The sequence below is a fragment of the Plantibacter sp. Mn2098 genome (assembly GCF_049319745.1).
Taxonomy (GTDB): domain Bacteria; phylum Actinomycetota; class Actinomycetes; order Actinomycetales; family Microbacteriaceae; genus Plantibacter.
Genome location: NZ_JBMOUH010000001.1, coordinates 249,811 through 266,924, shown reverse-complemented (window position 1 = coordinate 266,924; position 17,114 = coordinate 249,811). Strand labels below are relative to the sequence as shown.

Genomic DNA, 17,114 nt, shown 5'->3' with positions numbered 1-17,114 from the left:
GGCCCGGTCCCTGAGCTCGTCGAAGGGCCCCGCTCCGCAACCTCAACCCCGGTCCCTGAGCCTGTCGAAGGGCCCGCTCCGCGCTTACTTCCGCCTCCGCGTCCCGAAGATCCCCTCGACAACCCCCGTCAAGATCGACTGCGTCGCCTTGGAGTTGAAGATCTCCTCCAGCGGGCTCTTCGGTTGACGCGATGACGAGCGGGTCGTCGTGCCGGCCGTTTTCCGGAGCAGTCGCTCGTATTCGGCATCGGCCTTCTTCTGAGCTGCGGCCTGCTGCTTGTCGGCTGCGGCCTGCTGCTTCGCGAGTTCCGCAGCGATCTTCTGCCGTTCGGCCTCCGCCTCTGCGGCGGCCGTCGCCTGGTTCGCCGCTTCGAGCTTCGCGGTGAGGATCTCACGCGCGGACTCCCGGTCGATCGGCGTTCCGTACTTCACGAGCAACGGCGATGCGGCGACGGCGGCGTCGATCACGGCGTCCGGTGTCGGGGACATCAGTCCCTGCGGTGCACGCAACCGCGTCCAGGCGACCGGTGACGGCGCACCCTTCTCGTTCATGACCGTGACGACGGCTTCACCGGTTCCGAGCGACTGCAGGACCTCGCCGAGGTCGTAACCGGACTTCGGGTAGGTGGAGACGGTCGCCTTGAGGGCCTTCGCGTCGTCGGGTGTGAACGCCCGCAGCGCGTGCTGCACGCGTGAACCGAGCTGGGCGAGCACCTCGCTCGGGACGTCCTTCGGCGTCTGCGTCACGAAGAAGATGCCGACGCCCTTGGACCGGATCAACCGGACGGTCTGCGTGATCTGCGCGAGGAAGTCCTTCGAAGCGTCCTTGAACAGCAGGTGCGCCTCGTCAAAGAAGAACACGAGCTTGGGCTTGTCGAGGTCCCCCACCTCGGGGAGCGTGTTGAAGAGGTCGGCGAGCAACCACATGAGGAAGGTCGAATAGAGCTCCGGCTTGTCCTGCACGCCCGGCACTTCGAGCAGGCTCACGATGCCGCGGCCGGACGGATCCAGGCGGATGAACTCGGCCGTGTCGATCTCCGGTTCGCCGAAGAACGCGTCGGCGCCCTGGTCGGCGAAGGTGATGAGTTCGCGGAGGATGACGCCGACGGTCGCGCTCGACAGCCCGCCGAGGTCGGTGAGCTCCGCTTTGCCCTCGTCGCTCGCCAGGAAGGTGAGGACGGCGCGGAGGTCGCTCAGGTCGAGCAGCGGGAGCGCGGCTTTGTCCGCGTAGTGGAAGACGAGGCCGAGGCTCGACTCCTGCGTCGCGTTCAGGCCGAGGACCTTGCTGAGCAGCAGCGGCCCGAACCCCGCGATCGTCGCCCGGATCGGGACGCCCTTGCCGATGCCGCCGAGCGCGAAGTACTCCGTCGTGGTCGCGGCGGGGGTCCAGTGCTGGCCGATGCCCTCCGTGCGTTCGATGAGCTTCTCGTTGCCCTCACCGGGGGTCGCGATGCCGGACAGGTCGCCCTTGATGTCGGCGGCGAACACCGGGACGCCATTGGCCGACAACTGCTCGACGAGGCCCTGCAGGGTGCGGGTCTTGCCTGTGCCGGTCGCGCCGGCGACGAGACCGTGACGGTTCATCATGCCGAGCGGGATGCGGATCTGGACGCCGGGGATCGGGTCCGTGTTGACGAGGGCGCCCATCTCGAGCGCCGGTCCCTTGACCACGTAGCCGTCGCGGATCTTCACCACGTCGTCGAGGCCGAGCGGGCCGGCGCCGATCGTCGTGGCGGTGAGGGTGTCGGAGGGGCCGGCGGTGGCCGCGGGTGCAGCCGCTGGCGCTGGTGTCGCTGTCGGTTCGCTCGCCGTGACCGTCGCCTCTGGCGCTGTCGGCGCAGCATCGGCGGGCGCCGCTGCGGGAGCCGCCTCGGGAGCTGCCGGTTCGCTCGCCGTGACGGTCACCTCGGGCGCTGTCGGCGCAGCATCGGCAGGTCCGGTCGCGGGTGTCTCCCCGCTTCCCGCGTTGGCGATCGCGGCCGCGGCAGCCGCCGCCTTGACCCGCGCCGCTGCGAGCGCTGCCTGCGCCTCAGCGGCTTCGAGTTCTGCCTGGGCCTGCGCGGCAGCAGCCTGCAACGCAGCGATGTCGGGACTCTCCGGTGGCGTCATGCCCAGAGCCTACCGGCCACGCCCCCGCCCCGCGAGGGGTCAGCCCCAGTCCCACCCCTTGCCCGCGAACTGTCACTCGTGGTGACTTCCAGCATCGCGAAACCGACCACAAGTGCCAGATCGCGAGCTGTCAGTCGTGGCTGGACTGGGCGCGCCACACCCCCACAAGTGACAGTTCGCGGGCGGAGACGGGACGGCTGGGACGGCCGATCAGATGGGACGTTCCTCGATGTGCCAGGGCTGGGCGTAACCGCCATCGGCGGCGGAGGCGGCCATCAGCGTGAGGAACGGGACCGCGTCGAAGGCCTCCGGACCGAGGACGCCCTGGCCGGACCAGGCGCCGGACGCCAGCAGCTCGAGCGCGATCACCGGGTTCAGCGCCGTCTGCCACACGACGCACTGCGCGTTGTACTCGCGCATCGTCCACTCGTTGTCGCTCACGTGGTAGATGTACACCTCGCGCGGGGCGCCATCGATGCCGCGACCCGTCACCCACACACCGGCACACGTCTTGCCCGTCATCCGTGGTCCGATCGACGCCGGGTCCGGGAGCGATGCCGCCACCACATCGCGGGGCGCGACCTCCACCGGACCGCCCTCCGAGCGCACGCGCACGGGCGCCGTCGAGTCGAGCCCCAACTGGTGGAGCGTCTGCAGGATGCCGATGAACTCCGCGCCCAGCCCGTACTTGAACGTCACGCGTTTCGCATCGAGCCACCGCGGCATCAGCAGCACTTCCTCATGCTCCACGTTCACGCACTCGACATCGCCGATGCCCTCCGGGAACGTGAACACCTCCGGCTCGCTGAAAGGCGGGGTCGTGAACCAACCGGTCCCCCGCTCCCACACGACCGGCGGGTTCAGGCACTCCTCGATCGTCGTCCAGATGCTGAACGACGGCGCGAAGATCTCGTTGCCCGCGTCGTCGCGCACGACCAGGTTGGCTCCGTCGCGGACGCCGAGCTCCTCGATCTCCGAGAACAGGTGATCCGCCGCGTACCTGGCGAAGACGTCGGACAGACCGGGCTCCACACCGATGCCGACGAGCGCGAGCCGACCGGCAGCCTCCCAGTCGCCGGCCTGCGCGAACTGGTCGTCTCCGAGCTTGACCCCCGTCTGCGCGTGCGGATCCGTCGGGTGCGGCTCAGACAGGCTCATCGCCATGTCGAGGTAGTCCGCGTCGGCCGCGATGGCGCCGGCGAAGATCGTGGGGACGAACTTCGGCTCGACCGCGTTCATCACATGTGTGGCGCCGTGCTCCCTCGCGAGCGCCGCGACACTGTCCGGATCCGAGGCGTCGACACTCGCCGCGACGAAACGCGCGGCCGTCTCCTGGCCGTGCTTCTCGGCGATCCAGGCGATCGTCCGCTCAGCCCTGCTGCGGTCGTAGTCGCTCACGACGATGAGCTCGTAGAAGGAACGGCGTGCGGCGATCTTCGCGATCGCGTCACCGACGCCGCCGGCGCCGACCAGGAGGATTCTCATGGCGTCACGCTACCGCTGCGCCCCCGGTCGCGCCAGGACTCCGCCGAACTCGGTCTGCGTCAACGCCGCGCAGGCTGTTCACAACTCAGGAGCCCCCTCGGTGTGTCGCCCGAAAAACAGCTCAGGAGCGCGACACGCCGGGGGCGTACCTGAATTGCGAACAGACCGGATGGCGTCAGCCCGCGGGGGTCGACGGCAGGGCCGGGCCGGCCTCTGGCGCCGGTTGCGATCTTCGAGGGCGGGGTTCGCGGGACAGCCGCGACAGCAGCGGGGCCGCCACGATCAGGGCCACGCCCACACCGAGCAGCAACCCGCCGATGGTGTCGCTCAACCAGTGCGCGCCGAGATACGTCCGCGACAGCATCATGAGCAGCGTGTACGCGGCGCCGGCCGCCCACACCCACACCCGCGGGAAGATGATCGCGAGCGTGACCGCCATCGTCGCAGCATTCGCACTGTGGCCGGACGGGAACGAACCGAAATCAGCATTCACCAGGATGTCCTCCGGCCGCGACCGCCCGACGATGTTCTTCAGCACCTGCACGAGTCCGGCGCTCAACGCCGTCGCGATCGCGAAATACAGCGCACCCCACGGCCTTCGGACGATGACCAGGACGGCGATGATCAACAGCGGCACGATGAACGTCGCGATGATCCCGCCGCCGAGCGCGTTCATCACGAACGCGGCCTGTTCGAGCGCCGGGCCGCGCGCCTCGAGCATCTCCGACATCCACTTCTCGTCGAATCCGAACGGCGCATTCGGGCCCCGCATGAAGATCAGCAGGCCGAGCAGGAGGACCAGGACGACCGCCGCGCCGCCGCTGTAGAGCGGCCACCAACGCGTGACCCGCGATGCGACGACCGGATCCGGATGCGCGAGCCGCTCCTCGAACGGCACGAGATCCTGCTGCTGGCCGTCGGTCGAATCGTTACCCGTCATGTGTTCATCATGCCCCGTTCATCCCGCGGCCACCTGAACGCGGGCCCGGTGGCGACGGTGGACCATCGGATAATGGAGCGTGCCCATCCTCGACGACGCCCGCTGCCCGTGCCTCAGCGGCGAGACCTACGGCGCCTGCTGCGGCCGCTTCCACCGCGGGGACGCCGTCGCGCCCACGGCAGAGCGGCTGATGCGCTCGCGCTACTCGGCGTTCGTCACCGGCGACGTCGACTACCTCGTGCGGACCTGGCACCCTCGGACCAGACCGGCGGAGCTGACGCTCGACGCCGACATCCGATGGTTCCGCCTCGACATCCTCGGCACCACACGCGGCGGGATGCTCGACACGGAGGGCATCGTCGAATTCGACGCGCGCTACCGGGACGCGACAGGCGCCGGCTCCCAACACGAAACCAGTCGTTTCGTGAAGGAGCGCGGCGCCTGGTACTACGTCGACGCGGTGTAGCACGCTCGGAGGCGGCCGGCCGCGCGGCGCCCCTACGCGGCCAGCGCCGGAACCTTCCTCGGCTGCACGATGAGCCACAACGCGAGCACCGAGATGACCGCCGTCGCCGCCATCACCCCACCCATCGGAATGGCCGTGCCGATGCCGAGCACACCCACGATCGGCGAGATCACACCGGCCAGACCGAAGTTCAACGCACCGAGGAGCGACGCAGCCGTCCCCGCCTCGTGCCCGTGGTTCACGAGCGCGAGGACCTGCACGGCCGGGAAGCCGAACCCGGCCGCCATGATGAAGAAGAACAACGGCACGAGCACGCCCACGATGCCGGCGCCCGCCATCGTGAGCACCACGATCGTGATGGCCGAGACGAGTTGCACGATGGTCGTGAACGCGAGGATCCACTGCGGCCCGTACCAGCGCATCAGACGCGAGGAGATCTGCACACCGATGACGATGCCGATCGAGTTCACCGCGAACAGCAGGCCGTACTCCTGGGCGTCGAACCCGTACACCTCCTGGAACAGGAACGACGACGACGACAGGTACGCGAACAACCCGGAGAAGCTCATCCCGCCGATGAGGGCGACACCGACGAACACGCGGTCACTGAAGACGGAGCGGTACCGATCGCGCGCGGTGCTGTGCCCGGCGTCCTGACGGCGGGCGGGCGGCAGCGTCTCCACGATCCACAACGACACGGCGACGACGACGAGCAGCCCGTACACGGCGAGGAAGATGAACAGCCCGCGCCAGTCGAGGAACTGCAGCAACTGCGAACCGATGACCGGCGCCAGGATGGGCGCGAGGCCGTTCACGAGCGCAAGCCGCGACAGCATCCGCACGAGCGGCTTGCCGCCGAAGAGGTCGCGGACCATCGCCATCGCGACGACACCGCCGGCCGCAGCACCCGCACCCTGCAGGACGCGGAAGACCGCGAGCCACGCGATGTCGGGAGCGAACGCGGCACCGACCGACGCGGCGATGTGCACCGTCGTCGCGAGGATGAGCGGCAGACGCCGCCCCACCTTGTCACTCCACGGGCCCATGAACAACTGGCCGACGGCGAACCCGACGGTCGTCCCGGTGAGCGTCAACTGGATGAGACTGGCCGGGACGTCGAGATCCTGTTGCAGGACCGGGAACGCCGGCAGATAGAGGTCGATCGTGAACGGACCGAGTGCGGTGAGGGCACCGAGCACGAGGATGTAGACGAGTCTTTGGCGGCCGGAGAGGGAGTCTCCCGGGTGGACGACGGTGATGCCGGCGGTGGTCACGGTGTTCTTGTTCCTTGCGAGCGTTTGGGGGTGGGTTCTGGTCGCTGGCGCCGCATCCTCGATTGGGGTCGAATCGATTCGAGCGGACGTATAACCGTAGCAGTTCTGGAGTGCAGAACGTTCGTTTTCGGGTGAGGTGGTTGGGGCCCTTCGACAGGCTCAGGGACCGGGGTGGGAAGGGCCGGTCACTGAGCTTGTCGAAGTGCGCGACGGGGTGGACCCTTCGACAGGCTCAGGGACCGGGAAGGACCGTGCCGGCGTCACCGCATCAGCTCAGAACTGCGCGTCGATCTCCCGGATGACGTCCCACGCGCCGTCCTCGGAATTCGAGAGGACCACGACATCGGTATCGGCGGCGAAGTAGTGACGGACGATGCCGCTCGCCCCCGCGTTGACGCCGTCGAGGTACATGGACCGCACGGCGCCGTCCTCGTCGAAGTCGAACTCGAAGCCGAACCCGAACGACACCTCTTCATCGACGTCGACCTGCGGCGAGGTGAACTCCTCCGTCGTCTCCTGCGTCAGCAGCTTCGCGCCGCGGGCGGCACGGAGGAACGTCACGAGATCCGCCGCGGTCGACTGCGCACCGGCGTCCGGCGAACCGAGGGGCGGGTAGGCGTCCACATTCGAGTGCCACTCGCCATCCTCATCGACGTCGCCGCCGTCCGCGAGCCCCGGGACATCGGTGCGGCGGTCGAAGAACCCGGAGTCCGTCATCCCGGCGATGCGGAACACCTGCTGCTCGACGTACTCGCGGTAGCTGATCCCGGTGACCGATTCGACGGCCATGCCAAGGAGCACGTAGCCGGCGTCGCTGTACTCGACATCACTGCCCGGGGCGAAGAGCGGCTCCTTGTCGGCGAACAGCGGCAGCAGATCCGCCGTGTCGACGATGGACGATGCCGGGCGGTCGGCCCACAGCTCCGAGTAGTCCTCACCGGCCGCCTCGTCGACGGCGTCGGCGACACCCGAGGTGTGCGTCAGCAGGTGGACGAGTTGGACCTTGCGGCCGATCGTGGTGTCGTCGAGTTCGACGTACTCGTGGATCGACGCGTCGAGATCGAGCGCACCGACCTCCACCTGCTGCAGCACGGCGGCAGCGGTGAAGAGCTTCGTGATGGACGCCGTGTCGAACCGCGTCTCCAGCGTGATGGGGGTGCCGTCCGCACGCTTCGCGACACCGGTCGCCGCCTGGAACAGCGTGTCGTCACCCCTGCGGATGAGGACCACCCCGGTGAATTCTGATGCCTCGATGGCGCGGGTGATCGCTTCGGTGTCCATACGTCAACGCTAGCGCGTTCCGGGCGGCGTGTGGCCGCCCTGATCAGTCGGCGTTCGATGCCTCGAACGATGCCGCGAGCGCCGCCCCGGCGGACCGCAGGTGCACAAGCGGCTCGGCCATCGCACCCTCGACGCCTCCGGCCAGTTCGGTGAGCGATGCGGCCGCCGTGAAGAGGCCCTCTGTCGATGCCTGGATGGCTCCGGCGACGAGCATGGACCGGCCGGGTGCGAGCCCGGCGACGTACGCCGCGACCTTGCCTCCTGAGGTCTGCGCGTCGTATCGGCCCTCCCCCGTGACGACGGCCGCGGCGTTGTGTGCAGCATCCGGCAGCCCGATGGCTTCGCCGACGCCGGCGGCGCCCGAGGCGATGGTCGCACCCCAGACGAGCAGGCCGAATCCCGCACCGCCTGCTGCACCGGCGCCCGGTGTCGACGCATCGATGTCGAACAGGCTCGCGAAGGCGCGGAGGTTGTCGTCCATCGCCGCGACGTCCTCCGCGTGCGCGCCCTTCTGCGGGCCGAAGACGGCTGCGGCCCCTGCCGTTCCGAGCAGCGGGTTGGTGACGTCGCTCAGGATGACCGCGCCTCCTGCCGGCAGTGCGCGAGCCGCGCTGAGGTCCGCGGATCGGACCGTTGAGAGGGGTGCGTTCCCCAGGCCGATGCATGCGCCGTCCGCGTCGAGCAGCCTCGCACCGAGTGCCGTGAGCATGCCGGCGCCGCCGTCGGTCGATGCGCTGCCGCCGATGGCGAGGAGGAGGCGCTCGGCACCGTGATCGAGCGCGGCGACGATCGCCTCGCCGAAGCCGAGGGTGTGGGCGGCGTAGGGCTGCAGCGGGTCGAGCAGGGTGATGCCGCTCGTCTCGGCGAGTTCGACCACGGCCGTGCCGTCCGGCAGTTCCAGCCAGGAGGCGTCGACGGGGTGGCCGACCGGACCGGTGACCGTCACCCGATGCCTGATCGCGCCTGGCACCGCGATCTCGAACGCGTCCAACGTGCCCTCGCCGCCGTCGGCCATCGGGAGCAGTCGCAGCTCATCGTCCGGTCTGACGGTGCGCCAGCCGTCGGCGATCGCCTGCGCGACCTCCCCGGCCGTGGCGGTGCCCTTGAAGGAGTCTGGTGCAACAACGATGGTGCGAGCGGTCATGCCATTAGCATTCCATGTCCAGCGGCCCGTGTTGCGCACGAGGCGTTGTGTGGTCTGGTCGGTGTACACATCGCGAGGGGAGGCATGTCGTCGCTCACGCGCATCGGGAACGACAACATGCCTCCCCTCGCGTGCGCCAAGGCGGCGTCAGGCGAGCGCGCGCTCCAGCGCATCGGACATGTGTTTGCGACCGACGACCTCGTACCCGACGATCACCACAACGGGCGAGAGCATCACCACGATGAGACTCCACCCGATCGACACCCCGTTCGCCGCGAGGAGCACCGCGCCGACGAGCATCGCGAGCGAACCGACGAGCAACCACACGTGCAGCGGATCGAAGGTGCGGAGCATGTAGCTGCTCAGACCGAACACCGCCAGCATAAACACCGCGACCGGGATCGCCGTCGAGAGCAGCGCTCCGACCGGCCCGATCGTCGCCTCGTCCTCGATCACATACGCCGCGACGTGCAACCCCGCGCCGACGGCCGCGATCGCGGCGAAGACGATGATGTGCCCGTACCCGAACGCGAACCCCCGCCTCCTGAACCGATGCAGCACATCGGCGAACGGCGTCACGAAGTACACCCACCACAGCCCGAACGTGATACCCGTCCCGGCGAGCGCCAGCAACACCGCCTCGATGCTCCAGCCCTGATTCTGCAGCACTGCCGACACCGAGGCGATCGTCCCGATGAGGCCCTCGCCGAGCGCGATGATCGCGAGCAGGCTATACCGCTCAGCGATGTGATGCGCGTGCCAGGGTGTCCCGCCCGCCCGGCGCTCCGCGATGATCGGCCCGCCGAACTCGAGCACGAACAACAGCGTGGACACGATCACAATGACACCGAGCGACGGATCCGTGAAGATGAGCGTCACCCAGCCGATCTGGGCCAGGGTGATGTACGCGGCGTTGGTGAGCGACGCCCGACGCCGGTCAGGATCCTGCCGGGCGGCGCGCAGCCACTGGAACACCATCGCGACCCGCATCACGACGTACCCGGCGACCATCACCCCGTTGTCGAGACCGTGGCCGGTGTCGATGGAGTGGAACATCGCGGGCAGGCCGAGCGCGAGGATGAGGACGCCCACCATCTGGACCATCGTCGTCACCCGGAACACCCAGTCGTCGGTGTCGAACGCGGATGCGAACCAGGTGAAGTTGATCCAGGCGAGGATGATCGCGAACATCGCGTAGGTGAACCCGCCGAGGGCGGCGATGGTGTGCCCTTCGGCGAGCAGGTGGGCGAGCTGGTCGCCGGCTTGACCGAACGCGATGGCGAATGTCAGGTCGAAGAGGAGTTCGAGCGGGGTCGCGACCCGGCCGCGCTGCTCCGGATCACGGCCGCGCATCCGACGCAGGCCCGCTGTTGATGCGCTCATGTGCTCTGCTCCCCACCTCGTCCTGCCGGCGTGCGGCCCGTCTTGCGGCCCGTTCTGCGGCCTCTGCGCGACCCAGGTACAGCCCACGTGCGGCCCATGTGCGACCATTCTGCTCGCCATCGGCCGGCGGGCTCGTATTGTGGGTCAGCCCGCGGGTCAGCCCACGGGTCGGCCCGTGGGTCAGCGTGCACGTCGGCCTGCGGCTCGGCTTGCGGCTCAGGCTGCCGCCGGGCGCGTCTCGGTCCAGTCGACGACGAGGTTGCGCTCCGCAAAATACCAGGCCCCGTCGATTTTCGTGAAGGTGTCGAGGTATCGGAGCGATGCGATCATGATCGTGCGCACCCCATCGGCCTGGAACAGGTGGTGGGCGAGCGTGTAGCTCTCCCCCGTCGCGGTGTCGCCGTCGATCACGACGGTGCTCTGCCCGTTGAAATGGGTGGTCGCGTCGTACTGGTTGAGGGCGTCGAAGACGGGGGTCAGCGCCTCGCGTCCGTCGAGGGCGTAGCTGGGCTCGCTGCCCGGGCCCTCCATGAACACGACGAAGCGGGTGTCCTCGGTGAAGAGCGCTTTCTGCCCTTCGGCGTCGCGGCGGTCCGCGCAGTGGGCGTACGCGTCGAAGAGCTCGCGCAGGGCGAGTCGGTCGGCTGCTTCTGTCGGGGTGATCTGGGTGTGGACGGACATGGTGCTCCTGGGATTCATTGAGTCGGATGATGCGGCGATGCTAGAGTGGGGAATTGTCCACTTCGGCAGGATCAGCGTAAGTGGAAAGTTCCCCACTTGCAAGTCTGGAGTCCGTCATTCCCAGAAATCCCTCACCGTTGCGCGCTGATGCGCAACAGAACCGTGACGCGATCCTCGAGGCGGCAGGCGCGGCCCTCCTCGAATCCGCCGATGTCTCGATGAACCAGATCGCGCAGCGCGCCGGGGTCGGGAACGCCACCCTGCATCGCAATTTCCCGACGAAGGACGCGCTCATCCTCGCCGTCTACCATCGCGAGGTCGAGCAGGTCGCGGCGAGCGCCGCGGAGCTGCTGGCCGCACATCCGGCCAAGGAGGCGCTGCAGCTGTGGGTCGAGCGACTGGCGCAGTACGCGATGACGAAGCAGGGACTCGCGGGAGCGCTGCAGGCGGCCGCGTACTCGACGGAGGAACACTTCACCGACGTCTACGACCAGATCGCCGGTGCGTTGACGCTGCTGCTCACCGCAGCGGAGGAGCAGCGCGTCATCCGGTCGGACACGGATCCGCACGACGTCCTGCTCGCACTGGCGGGTCTCTGGCAGATGAATCCGGCCGGCGACTGGCGTGCCCAGTCCAGCCGGCTCTTCGCCATCGTCCTCCGCGGCCTGCGCCCGGCCCCGGCCTCCCCACCCACCTAACCCCTCTGCCCGCGAACTGTCAGTCGTGGCTGCTCTGACCCCCGTCAGACCAGCCACTACTGCCAGCTCGCGAGCTGGCAGTAGTGGCCGGTTTGGCCGGCTGAGAGCAGCCACAAGTGACAGTTCGCGGGTAGAGGATGGGATGGACGGATGAAGGCGGATGGGATGGCGATGGGACGAGACGGCGAGCGGATCGGCAGCGGGGACGACGGCGGGGAATTGCTGCTGCGCGGGGGCGTGATGCTTGGGGCTGACGGACGGTTCGTCGAGGGACAGGACGTGCTCGTCCGGGACGGACGGATCAGCGAGATCGGCCGAGGGCTCGCGCGCAGCGAGGCGAGCGGCGGGACGAGCAGCAGCGGCAGCCGCAGCACGAGCACCAGCGGCGGCCACACCACGAACAGCTCCACCCGGGTCATCGATCTCGACGGACGCTGGCTCGTCCCCGGCCTGGTCGACGCGCACGCCCACATCGCGTGGACCGCGTTCGACGAGTCCGACCGGGAGACGACCGACCCGCACGAGGTCGACCGGCTCGTGACCGACGCGCTGCTCACCACCCTGCGGTCCGGCGTCACCTCGGTGCGCGATGCCGGCGGTGCTGACTCGCAGCTCCGCGCACGCCTCCGCTCAGGCGCCGTCGCGGGTCCACGCCTCGCGATCAGCGAGCGCATCGTCGGCCGGGACGATGCGTCGACCCCCGATGCGATGCGCAACGTCGTCCGCGAGCTCGCCTCCCACGGCGTGGACTGGATCAAGCTCGCGGCCACCGGCGGCCTGGCCGACCCCGGCAGCATCGAACTCGAACCCCACCTCGACGAGGATACGATCCACGCCGCTGTCACGGAAGCGTCGGCTCACGGCCTGCGCGTCCTGGTCCACGCGTGGGGCGGTCCGGCGATCGATCATGCGATCGCGGCCGGCGTCGCCTCGATCGAGCACGGCATCTTCCTGACCGAGGCGCAGGCCGCAGCCGCTGCGAGCGCTGGAACGGTCCTCGTCCCGACGCTGCGCATCTACCAGGACGTCGCTGAGCTCGCGAGCACCGGCGTCCTGCCGGCCGCGCTCGAAGCCAGGGCGCGCGCCGTCGTCGCAGCCCATCCGGAGGCCGTCCGCATCGCGCGTGATGCCGGCGTCCGCATCGCGCTCGGCACCGACTTCGGCTCTCCGGCGCAGCACGGCCGCGTCCTCGAAGAGTTGTCGGCGCTCGTCGCGGCCGGTCTCGGCCCCGAGGAGGCGCTGGTGGCGGCGACCCGCGTCGGCGCCGAGCTGGTGGAGGGCCCTGACACCGATGGCGGCGTGTTCGCCCCCGGCCGGCGGTTCGATGCGATCGTGCTCGGGCAGGAGCCCTCAGCCACCGCGTTCGATGCTCCTGGTCTCGTCACCGCGGTGTTCCAGGGCGGCCGACTGGTGTCCGGCTCTCTCGATCCGTTCGCGGATGCCGACAGCCATCGCAACGTCCGCGATCGACACTGACATACCGGCACTGGCCACGCTGTCCGCTCGGACCGCGTCGCACCGCCGAGGGCTCAGCTGGCGATCCGGTGTCGTTCGAGGAGGAGATGCACGCCTTCGCGGACCAACTCCGCTTGCGTCTTGCCCGTTGCCTGTTCGAGCCGTTGGAACGCCACGAAATCTGCGTCGGAGATGCGCGCACGCACCACCGGCGAGCCGCCCTTCTTCGCCTCCCCAACCCTCGGACGCCCGCGCCGGATCGCACGCTCGACTGCTTCAGCGCTCCCGTACTGGCTCACCAGGAAGTCACGCCCCAGAGCGGCGGCTTCACTGCCGGTAACGGCGGGCCCGATGGGTTGGACCTGCTGACCCGGATCGGCGTAGTCGTCGCTCATCCGCTCGTACTCTCGCTCAGTGCTCATTCGGGTACTCCTCTCGCATTCTTCGGAACTTCGGGCCCAGCTGCATCACGTGGAACACAACCGCCTCCCGAGCAGAACCATCCATCCAGATCTGCACGATCACTTCCACTTCACGCTCAGTCTGCGAATGCTCAGGCCCGATGAACAACCGATCCACCGAGCCATCGCCACGATCCTTCAGGTCCCGTACGTAGTTCGCATGAGCAATCGCCCACCCCGCACTGGAACGCGCGACGCCATGTTTCCCGCTTGATTCCGTCCACCGTGGCGTCATCCAGTCACATTACCGAATCCGGCCCCGTAATGCGAGCCGGATTATTGACATGTCAGCGCGGCGCGCCGCCCGGCGCCTCGCCTCGCCTCGCATCGAGCTGGGGCACGGCAGCGAGGAGCTCCCGCGTGTACTCGCTCTTCGGGTCGCGCAGGACGTCGGGCGTCGACCCGCTCTCCTCGACCCTTCCGTCACGCAGCACCACGATCTCCGACGTCAGCCGTTCGACGACCCGCAGATCATGGGAGATGAGCACGATGGCGAGCCCACGATCCGTGGCGAGCGACGCGAAGAGCGTCAGGATCTCGGCCTGCACCGCGACATCGAGTGCCGAGGTCGGCTCATCCGCGATGAGGACCTCCGGCCCCGTCGCAAGCGCCCTCGCGATCGCCGCCCGCTGACGCTGCCCGCCGGACAGGTGCGACGGCCGCCGCTTCGCGAGCTCCGGCGTGAGCGCCACCATGTCGAGCATCTCCCGGTACCGCCGTTCGCGCTCACGCACCGTGTCCGTCCGCCCCTCCCCGGCCCGGAGGAGTTCGAGCAGCATGTCCTCGATGCGCAGGCCGGGATTGAGCGACAGCGCCGGGTCCTGGAACACCAATTGGATGCGCCGCCGCTCGGCACGTGGACGCCTCGCGGGAAGCGCCTGGCCGTTCAACAGGATCCGGCCGCCCGAAGCCGGATGGAACCCTGCGATGGCACGCCCGATGGTCGTCTTGCCCGAACCGCTCTCCCCGATGAGTCCCAGGATGCGGCCGCCGTCCACCCGCGCGTCGACACCGTGCACGACTTCGGTGCTCCCGAAACGGACGCGCAGATCCTCCACGCGCAGTTCGGTGGTCGATTCAGCGATCACGATCGCCTCCGTTCGCGAGCGCCCGCGCCTCGGCCACGAGCTCCTGCAGATAGTCGGACTCCGGTGCGTCCACGAGCCGTCCGGTCGGTCCGGACTCCACCACCCGCCCGTGCCGCATCACGATCATGTCGTCGCTGATCTCGGCGATGACGGGGAGGTCATGGCTCACGAACACGATGCCGAGGCCCTCCTCGACGCTCAAGGTGTGCAGGAGTTCGAGCACACGTCGCTGCACGGTCACGTCGAGCGCCGTCGTCGGCTCGTCGCAGAGCAGGAACCGCGGCCCGGCCGCGAGGGCGAGCGCGATGGACGCCCGCTGCCGCATCCCGCCGGAGAGCTCGTGCGGGTACTGCCCCGCGACTCGCCCCGGTTCCCGCAGGCGCACCCGGTCGAGCAACTCGACGGCTTCCTCAGCAGCAGCCCGTTTGCCCGAGCCGACGAGCACCCGCCGGACCTGCGACAGCTGTGCGCCGATCGTCATGATCGGATCGAGTGCTGCGCCCGGATCCTGCAGGACGAGTCCGATGGCGCGCCTGGGGTCTGCCGCAGAGCCGCTGCGCCGCCCGAGCGCTGCGCCGTCGAGCGACACCTCGCCGGAGCGCAACCGCAGCCCGTCGGGCAGCAGCCCGATCACCGAACGCAGCAGGACGCTCTTGCCGGACCCCGACTCCCCCACGATGCCGACGCACCGGCCGGCGCGAACTGAGAACCCGACATCGTCCACGAGGACGCGGCGCCCTCGTTCGGTCGTGACGGTGATCCCGCTCGCGCGGAGTTGCGCAGCCTCGGTGCCGGTACCACCCACGTCGATCCCGCTCACAGCGCGCTCCTCTGGTAGTCGGCGTAGCCATCGGCGACGAAGGAGAACCCCAGGCCGGTGACGAGCACCGCGAGCCCAGGGAACACCGACACCCACCAGTTGGTGGCGAGGAATGCGCGCCCGTCGGAGATCATCCGCCCCCATTCCGCGGTCGGCGGCTGAACCCCGAGGCCCAGATAACTGAGCGTCACGACGGCGAGGATCACGAACACGATCTCCGCGAGCGCGAGCGTCAACACCTGGATGGAGAGGTTCGGCAGCACGTGCCGGCCGATGATCCGCAGGTGGCTGAGTCCACCGCCGCGGGCGGCCGCGACCCAGTTCCGCTCCCGGAAGGAGATCGTCAGCCCGCGCACGAGCCTGGCGTAGTGCACCCAGGCGACGGCAGCGAGGGCGATGTAGATCGACCACTCACCCGGCCCGAGGAACACCACGAGCGCGAGGGCGATGATGTAGAAGGGGAACGTCAGGACGACATCCACGAGGTAGCTCACGATGACGTCGAGCACCCCGCCGAAGTACCCGGCGAGCAGCCCGAGCGTCGACCCGATGACGGCCGGCGCGATCACCCCGAACACCCCGACGCGCACATCCGTCCGTGCACCGAACGCGATCCGCGCCCAGACGTCGCGCCCCAACTGGTCGGTGCCGAGCGGATGCGCGGCCGACGGCGGCAGGAACCCTGCGGCGAGGTCCTGGACGTCGGGGTCGTACGGCGTCAGGAGCGGCGCGGCGGCTGCCACCGCGAGGACGACGACCACGATCGCCAACCCGACGACGAGGGTCGGGTGATCGAGGATGCGCCGCCCGGAGCGGGTGAAGTCGCGCAACCGCGGCTGGATCGAGGCGGTCATGCCCGGTTCCTCTCGTGTCGGAGCCTGGGATCGACGATGCTCGCGAGGAGGTCCGTGAGCGTCGTGATCACCACGACGCACAGGCCCGTGATGAGCACGATGCCCTGGATGAGCGGGGCGTCGCGCGCCGAGATCGCATCGAACAGGAGCGACCCGACCCCGTTGATCGAGAAGACGCGTTCGACGATGAAGGTGCCGCCGAGGAGCACGGCGAAGTTCGTGCCGGCGAGCGCGAGCATCGGCAGCAGTGAGTTGGGGACGAGCCGCCGCCACAGCACGAAGCGCCGGGAGAACCCGGAGGCCCTGGCCGCGACGATGAAGTCGGCGTCCTGCAGGTCGATCATCTGCGAGCGCAGGCTGCGGCTGAGGACCGGCACGATCGCCACGGCCGCGACAATGCTCGGGAGCACGAGCGAGGCGATGAACGACCCCGGGTCCTCGCCGACCCCGCCGGCCGGCAGCCAGCGCAGGTTGACGGAGAAGACGAGGATGAGGAGCATCCCGAGCCAGAAGCCGGGGATCGCCATGCCGGTCGTCGTGAGGAGGCGCACCAGGTGGTCGATGGGGCCGTTGCGCCACCGCACGGCCGCGACGGCGAGCGCCAGGCTCGTCACGATTGCGAGGACCATCGCGCAGAGGACGAGCAGGAGGGTCGGCCAGACACGGCCGGCGATGAGCGATGCGACCGGGGACCCGAACGACAGCGATGTGCCGAGGTCGCCCGTGACGACGTGGCCGAGGTAGTCGCCGAGACGCACCCACCACGGGTGATCGAGGCCGAGCTGTTCACGCAGCGCGGCGGCGGTCGCCGGCGTCACGTGCGAGCCGAGGAGCGCGCTCACCGGATCGCCCGGGATCACGAGGATGAGCGCGAAGGACGCCACGACGACGCCGAAGGCCACGGCGACGCCGCGGAGCGCGACGAGCCCGAAGCGGATGAGCACGGGTTCCCTCCCGGGAGGGTGATGGGGGTGG

The 17,114-nt window shown here is 69.1% G+C and carries 17 protein-coding genes; 3 read left to right on the top strand and 14 right to left on the bottom strand.

The window, feature by feature from the left end; translation table 11 throughout:
• Positions 1 to 84 precede the first annotated feature (84 nt).
• From ACL9RL_RS01205 to ACL9RL_RS01195, 3 genes are all read right to left on the bottom strand, one after another.
• Positions 85 to 2,109, bottom strand: a complete 2,025-nt coding sequence (locus ACL9RL_RS01205) for a helicase HerA-like domain-containing protein (RefSeq protein WP_422778386.1) — start codon at positions 2,107 to 2,109, stop codon at positions 85 to 87.
• 210 nt (positions 2,110 to 2,319) lie between these two features.
• Positions 2,320 to 3,594, bottom strand: a complete 1,275-nt coding sequence (locus ACL9RL_RS01200; protein ID WP_422778385.1) for a saccharopine dehydrogenase family protein — start codon at positions 3,592 to 3,594, stop codon at positions 2,320 to 2,322.
• A 175-nt stretch (positions 3,595 to 3,769) separates the two neighbouring features.
• The gene (locus tag ACL9RL_RS01195) at positions 3,770 to 4,534 is read right to left on the bottom strand and encodes a phosphatase PAP2 family protein (RefSeq protein WP_422778384.1); all 765 of its coding nucleotides are present in this window, start codon (positions 4,532 to 4,534) and stop codon (positions 3,770 to 3,772) included.
• A 79-nt stretch (positions 4,535 to 4,613) separates the two neighbouring features.
• On the opposite strand from ACL9RL_RS01195, the gene ACL9RL_RS01190 reads away from it, so the two are divergent.
• Entirely contained in the window at positions 4,614 to 5,000 is a 387-nt protein-coding gene (locus tag ACL9RL_RS01190; RefSeq protein ID WP_422778383.1) for a YchJ family protein, read from the top strand.
• Positions 5,001 to 5,032: 32 nt separating this feature from the next.
• Here ACL9RL_RS01190 and ACL9RL_RS01185 read toward each other — a convergent pair whose 3' ends face one another.
• The 5 genes from ACL9RL_RS01185 to ACL9RL_RS01165 form a co-directional block, all read right to left on the bottom strand.
• Positions 5,033 to 6,259, bottom strand: coding sequence for a multidrug effflux MFS transporter (locus ACL9RL_RS01185; RefSeq protein WP_422778688.1), 1,227 nt, complete (start codon positions 6,257 to 6,259; stop codon positions 5,033 to 5,035).
• 288 nt (positions 6,260 to 6,547) lie between these two features.
• On the bottom strand, positions 6,548 to 7,555 hold the full coding sequence (locus ACL9RL_RS01180) for a serine hydrolase domain-containing protein (protein ID WP_422778382.1): 1,008 nt from the start codon (positions 7,553 to 7,555) through the stop codon (positions 6,548 to 6,550).
• 43 nt (positions 7,556 to 7,598) lie between these two features.
• Positions 7,599 to 8,699, bottom strand: coding sequence for a glycerate kinase (locus tag ACL9RL_RS01175; RefSeq protein WP_422778381.1), 1,101 nt, complete (start codon positions 8,697 to 8,699; stop codon positions 7,599 to 7,601).
• 147 nt (positions 8,700 to 8,846) lie between these two features.
• Positions 8,847 to 10,082, bottom strand: coding sequence for a low temperature requirement protein A (locus ACL9RL_RS01170; protein WP_422778380.1), 1,236 nt, complete (start codon positions 10,080 to 10,082; stop codon positions 8,847 to 8,849).
• Positions 10,083 to 10,298: 216 nt separating this feature from the next.
• Positions 10,299 to 10,763: a nuclear transport factor 2 family protein gene (locus ACL9RL_RS01165; protein ID WP_422778379.1), complete on the bottom strand. Its 465-nt coding sequence runs from the start codon at positions 10,761 to 10,763 to the stop codon at positions 10,299 to 10,301.
• 137 nt (positions 10,764 to 10,900) lie between these two features.
• On the opposite strand from ACL9RL_RS01165, the gene ACL9RL_RS01160 reads away from it, so the two are divergent.
• A complete protein-coding gene (locus tag ACL9RL_RS01160) occupies positions 10,901 to 11,461 on the top strand; it encodes a TetR/AcrR family transcriptional regulator (RefSeq protein ID WP_422778378.1) in 561 nt (186 codons plus the stop codon).
• A gap of 165 nt (positions 11,462 to 11,626) precedes the next feature.
• Complete coding sequence (locus ACL9RL_RS01155) at positions 11,627 to 12,937, top strand: amidohydrolase family protein (RefSeq protein ID WP_422778377.1); 1,311 nt, start codon at positions 11,627 to 11,629, stop codon at positions 12,935 to 12,937.
• Between the two features lie 53 nt (positions 12,938 to 12,990).
• Here ACL9RL_RS01155 and ACL9RL_RS01150 read toward each other — a convergent pair whose 3' ends face one another.
• The 6 genes from ACL9RL_RS01150 to ACL9RL_RS01125 are packed head-to-tail and all read right to left on the bottom strand — an operon-like array spanning position 12,991 to position 17,083.
• Positions 12,991 to 13,311, bottom strand: coding sequence for a hypothetical protein (locus ACL9RL_RS01150; protein ID WP_422778376.1), 321 nt, complete (start codon positions 13,309 to 13,311; stop codon positions 12,991 to 12,993).
• A 16-nt stretch (positions 13,312 to 13,327) separates the two neighbouring features.
• On the bottom strand, positions 13,328 to 13,612 hold the full coding sequence (locus tag ACL9RL_RS01145; RefSeq protein ID WP_422778375.1) for a hypothetical protein: 285 nt from the start codon (positions 13,610 to 13,612) through the stop codon (positions 13,328 to 13,330).
• A gap of 52 nt (positions 13,613 to 13,664) precedes the next feature.
• Positions 13,665 to 14,465 carry an ABC transporter ATP-binding protein gene (locus tag ACL9RL_RS01140; protein ID WP_422778374.1) on the bottom strand — a complete coding sequence of 267 codons (801 nt, stop codon included), beginning with the start codon at positions 14,463 to 14,465 and terminating at the stop codon, positions 13,665 to 13,667.
• Positions 14,455 to 15,285, bottom strand: coding sequence for an ABC transporter ATP-binding protein (locus ACL9RL_RS01135; protein WP_422778373.1), 831 nt, complete (start codon positions 15,283 to 15,285; stop codon positions 14,455 to 14,457). The genes ACL9RL_RS01140 and ACL9RL_RS01135 overlap by 11 nt, the downstream gene beginning before the upstream one ends.
• Positions 15,282 to 16,139 (bottom strand): ABC transporter permease, encoded by an 858-nt coding sequence (locus ACL9RL_RS01130; protein ID WP_422778372.1) that lies wholly within the window; start codon positions 16,137 to 16,139, stop codon positions 15,282 to 15,284. Before ACL9RL_RS01130 ends, ACL9RL_RS01135 begins: the two co-directional genes overlap by 4 nt.
• Positions 16,136 to 17,083, bottom strand: a complete 948-nt coding sequence (locus ACL9RL_RS01125) for an ABC transporter permease (protein ID WP_422778371.1) — start codon at positions 17,081 to 17,083, stop codon at positions 16,136 to 16,138. The genes ACL9RL_RS01130 and ACL9RL_RS01125 overlap by 4 nt, the downstream gene beginning before the upstream one ends.
• Positions 17,084 to 17,114 lie beyond the last annotated feature (31 nt).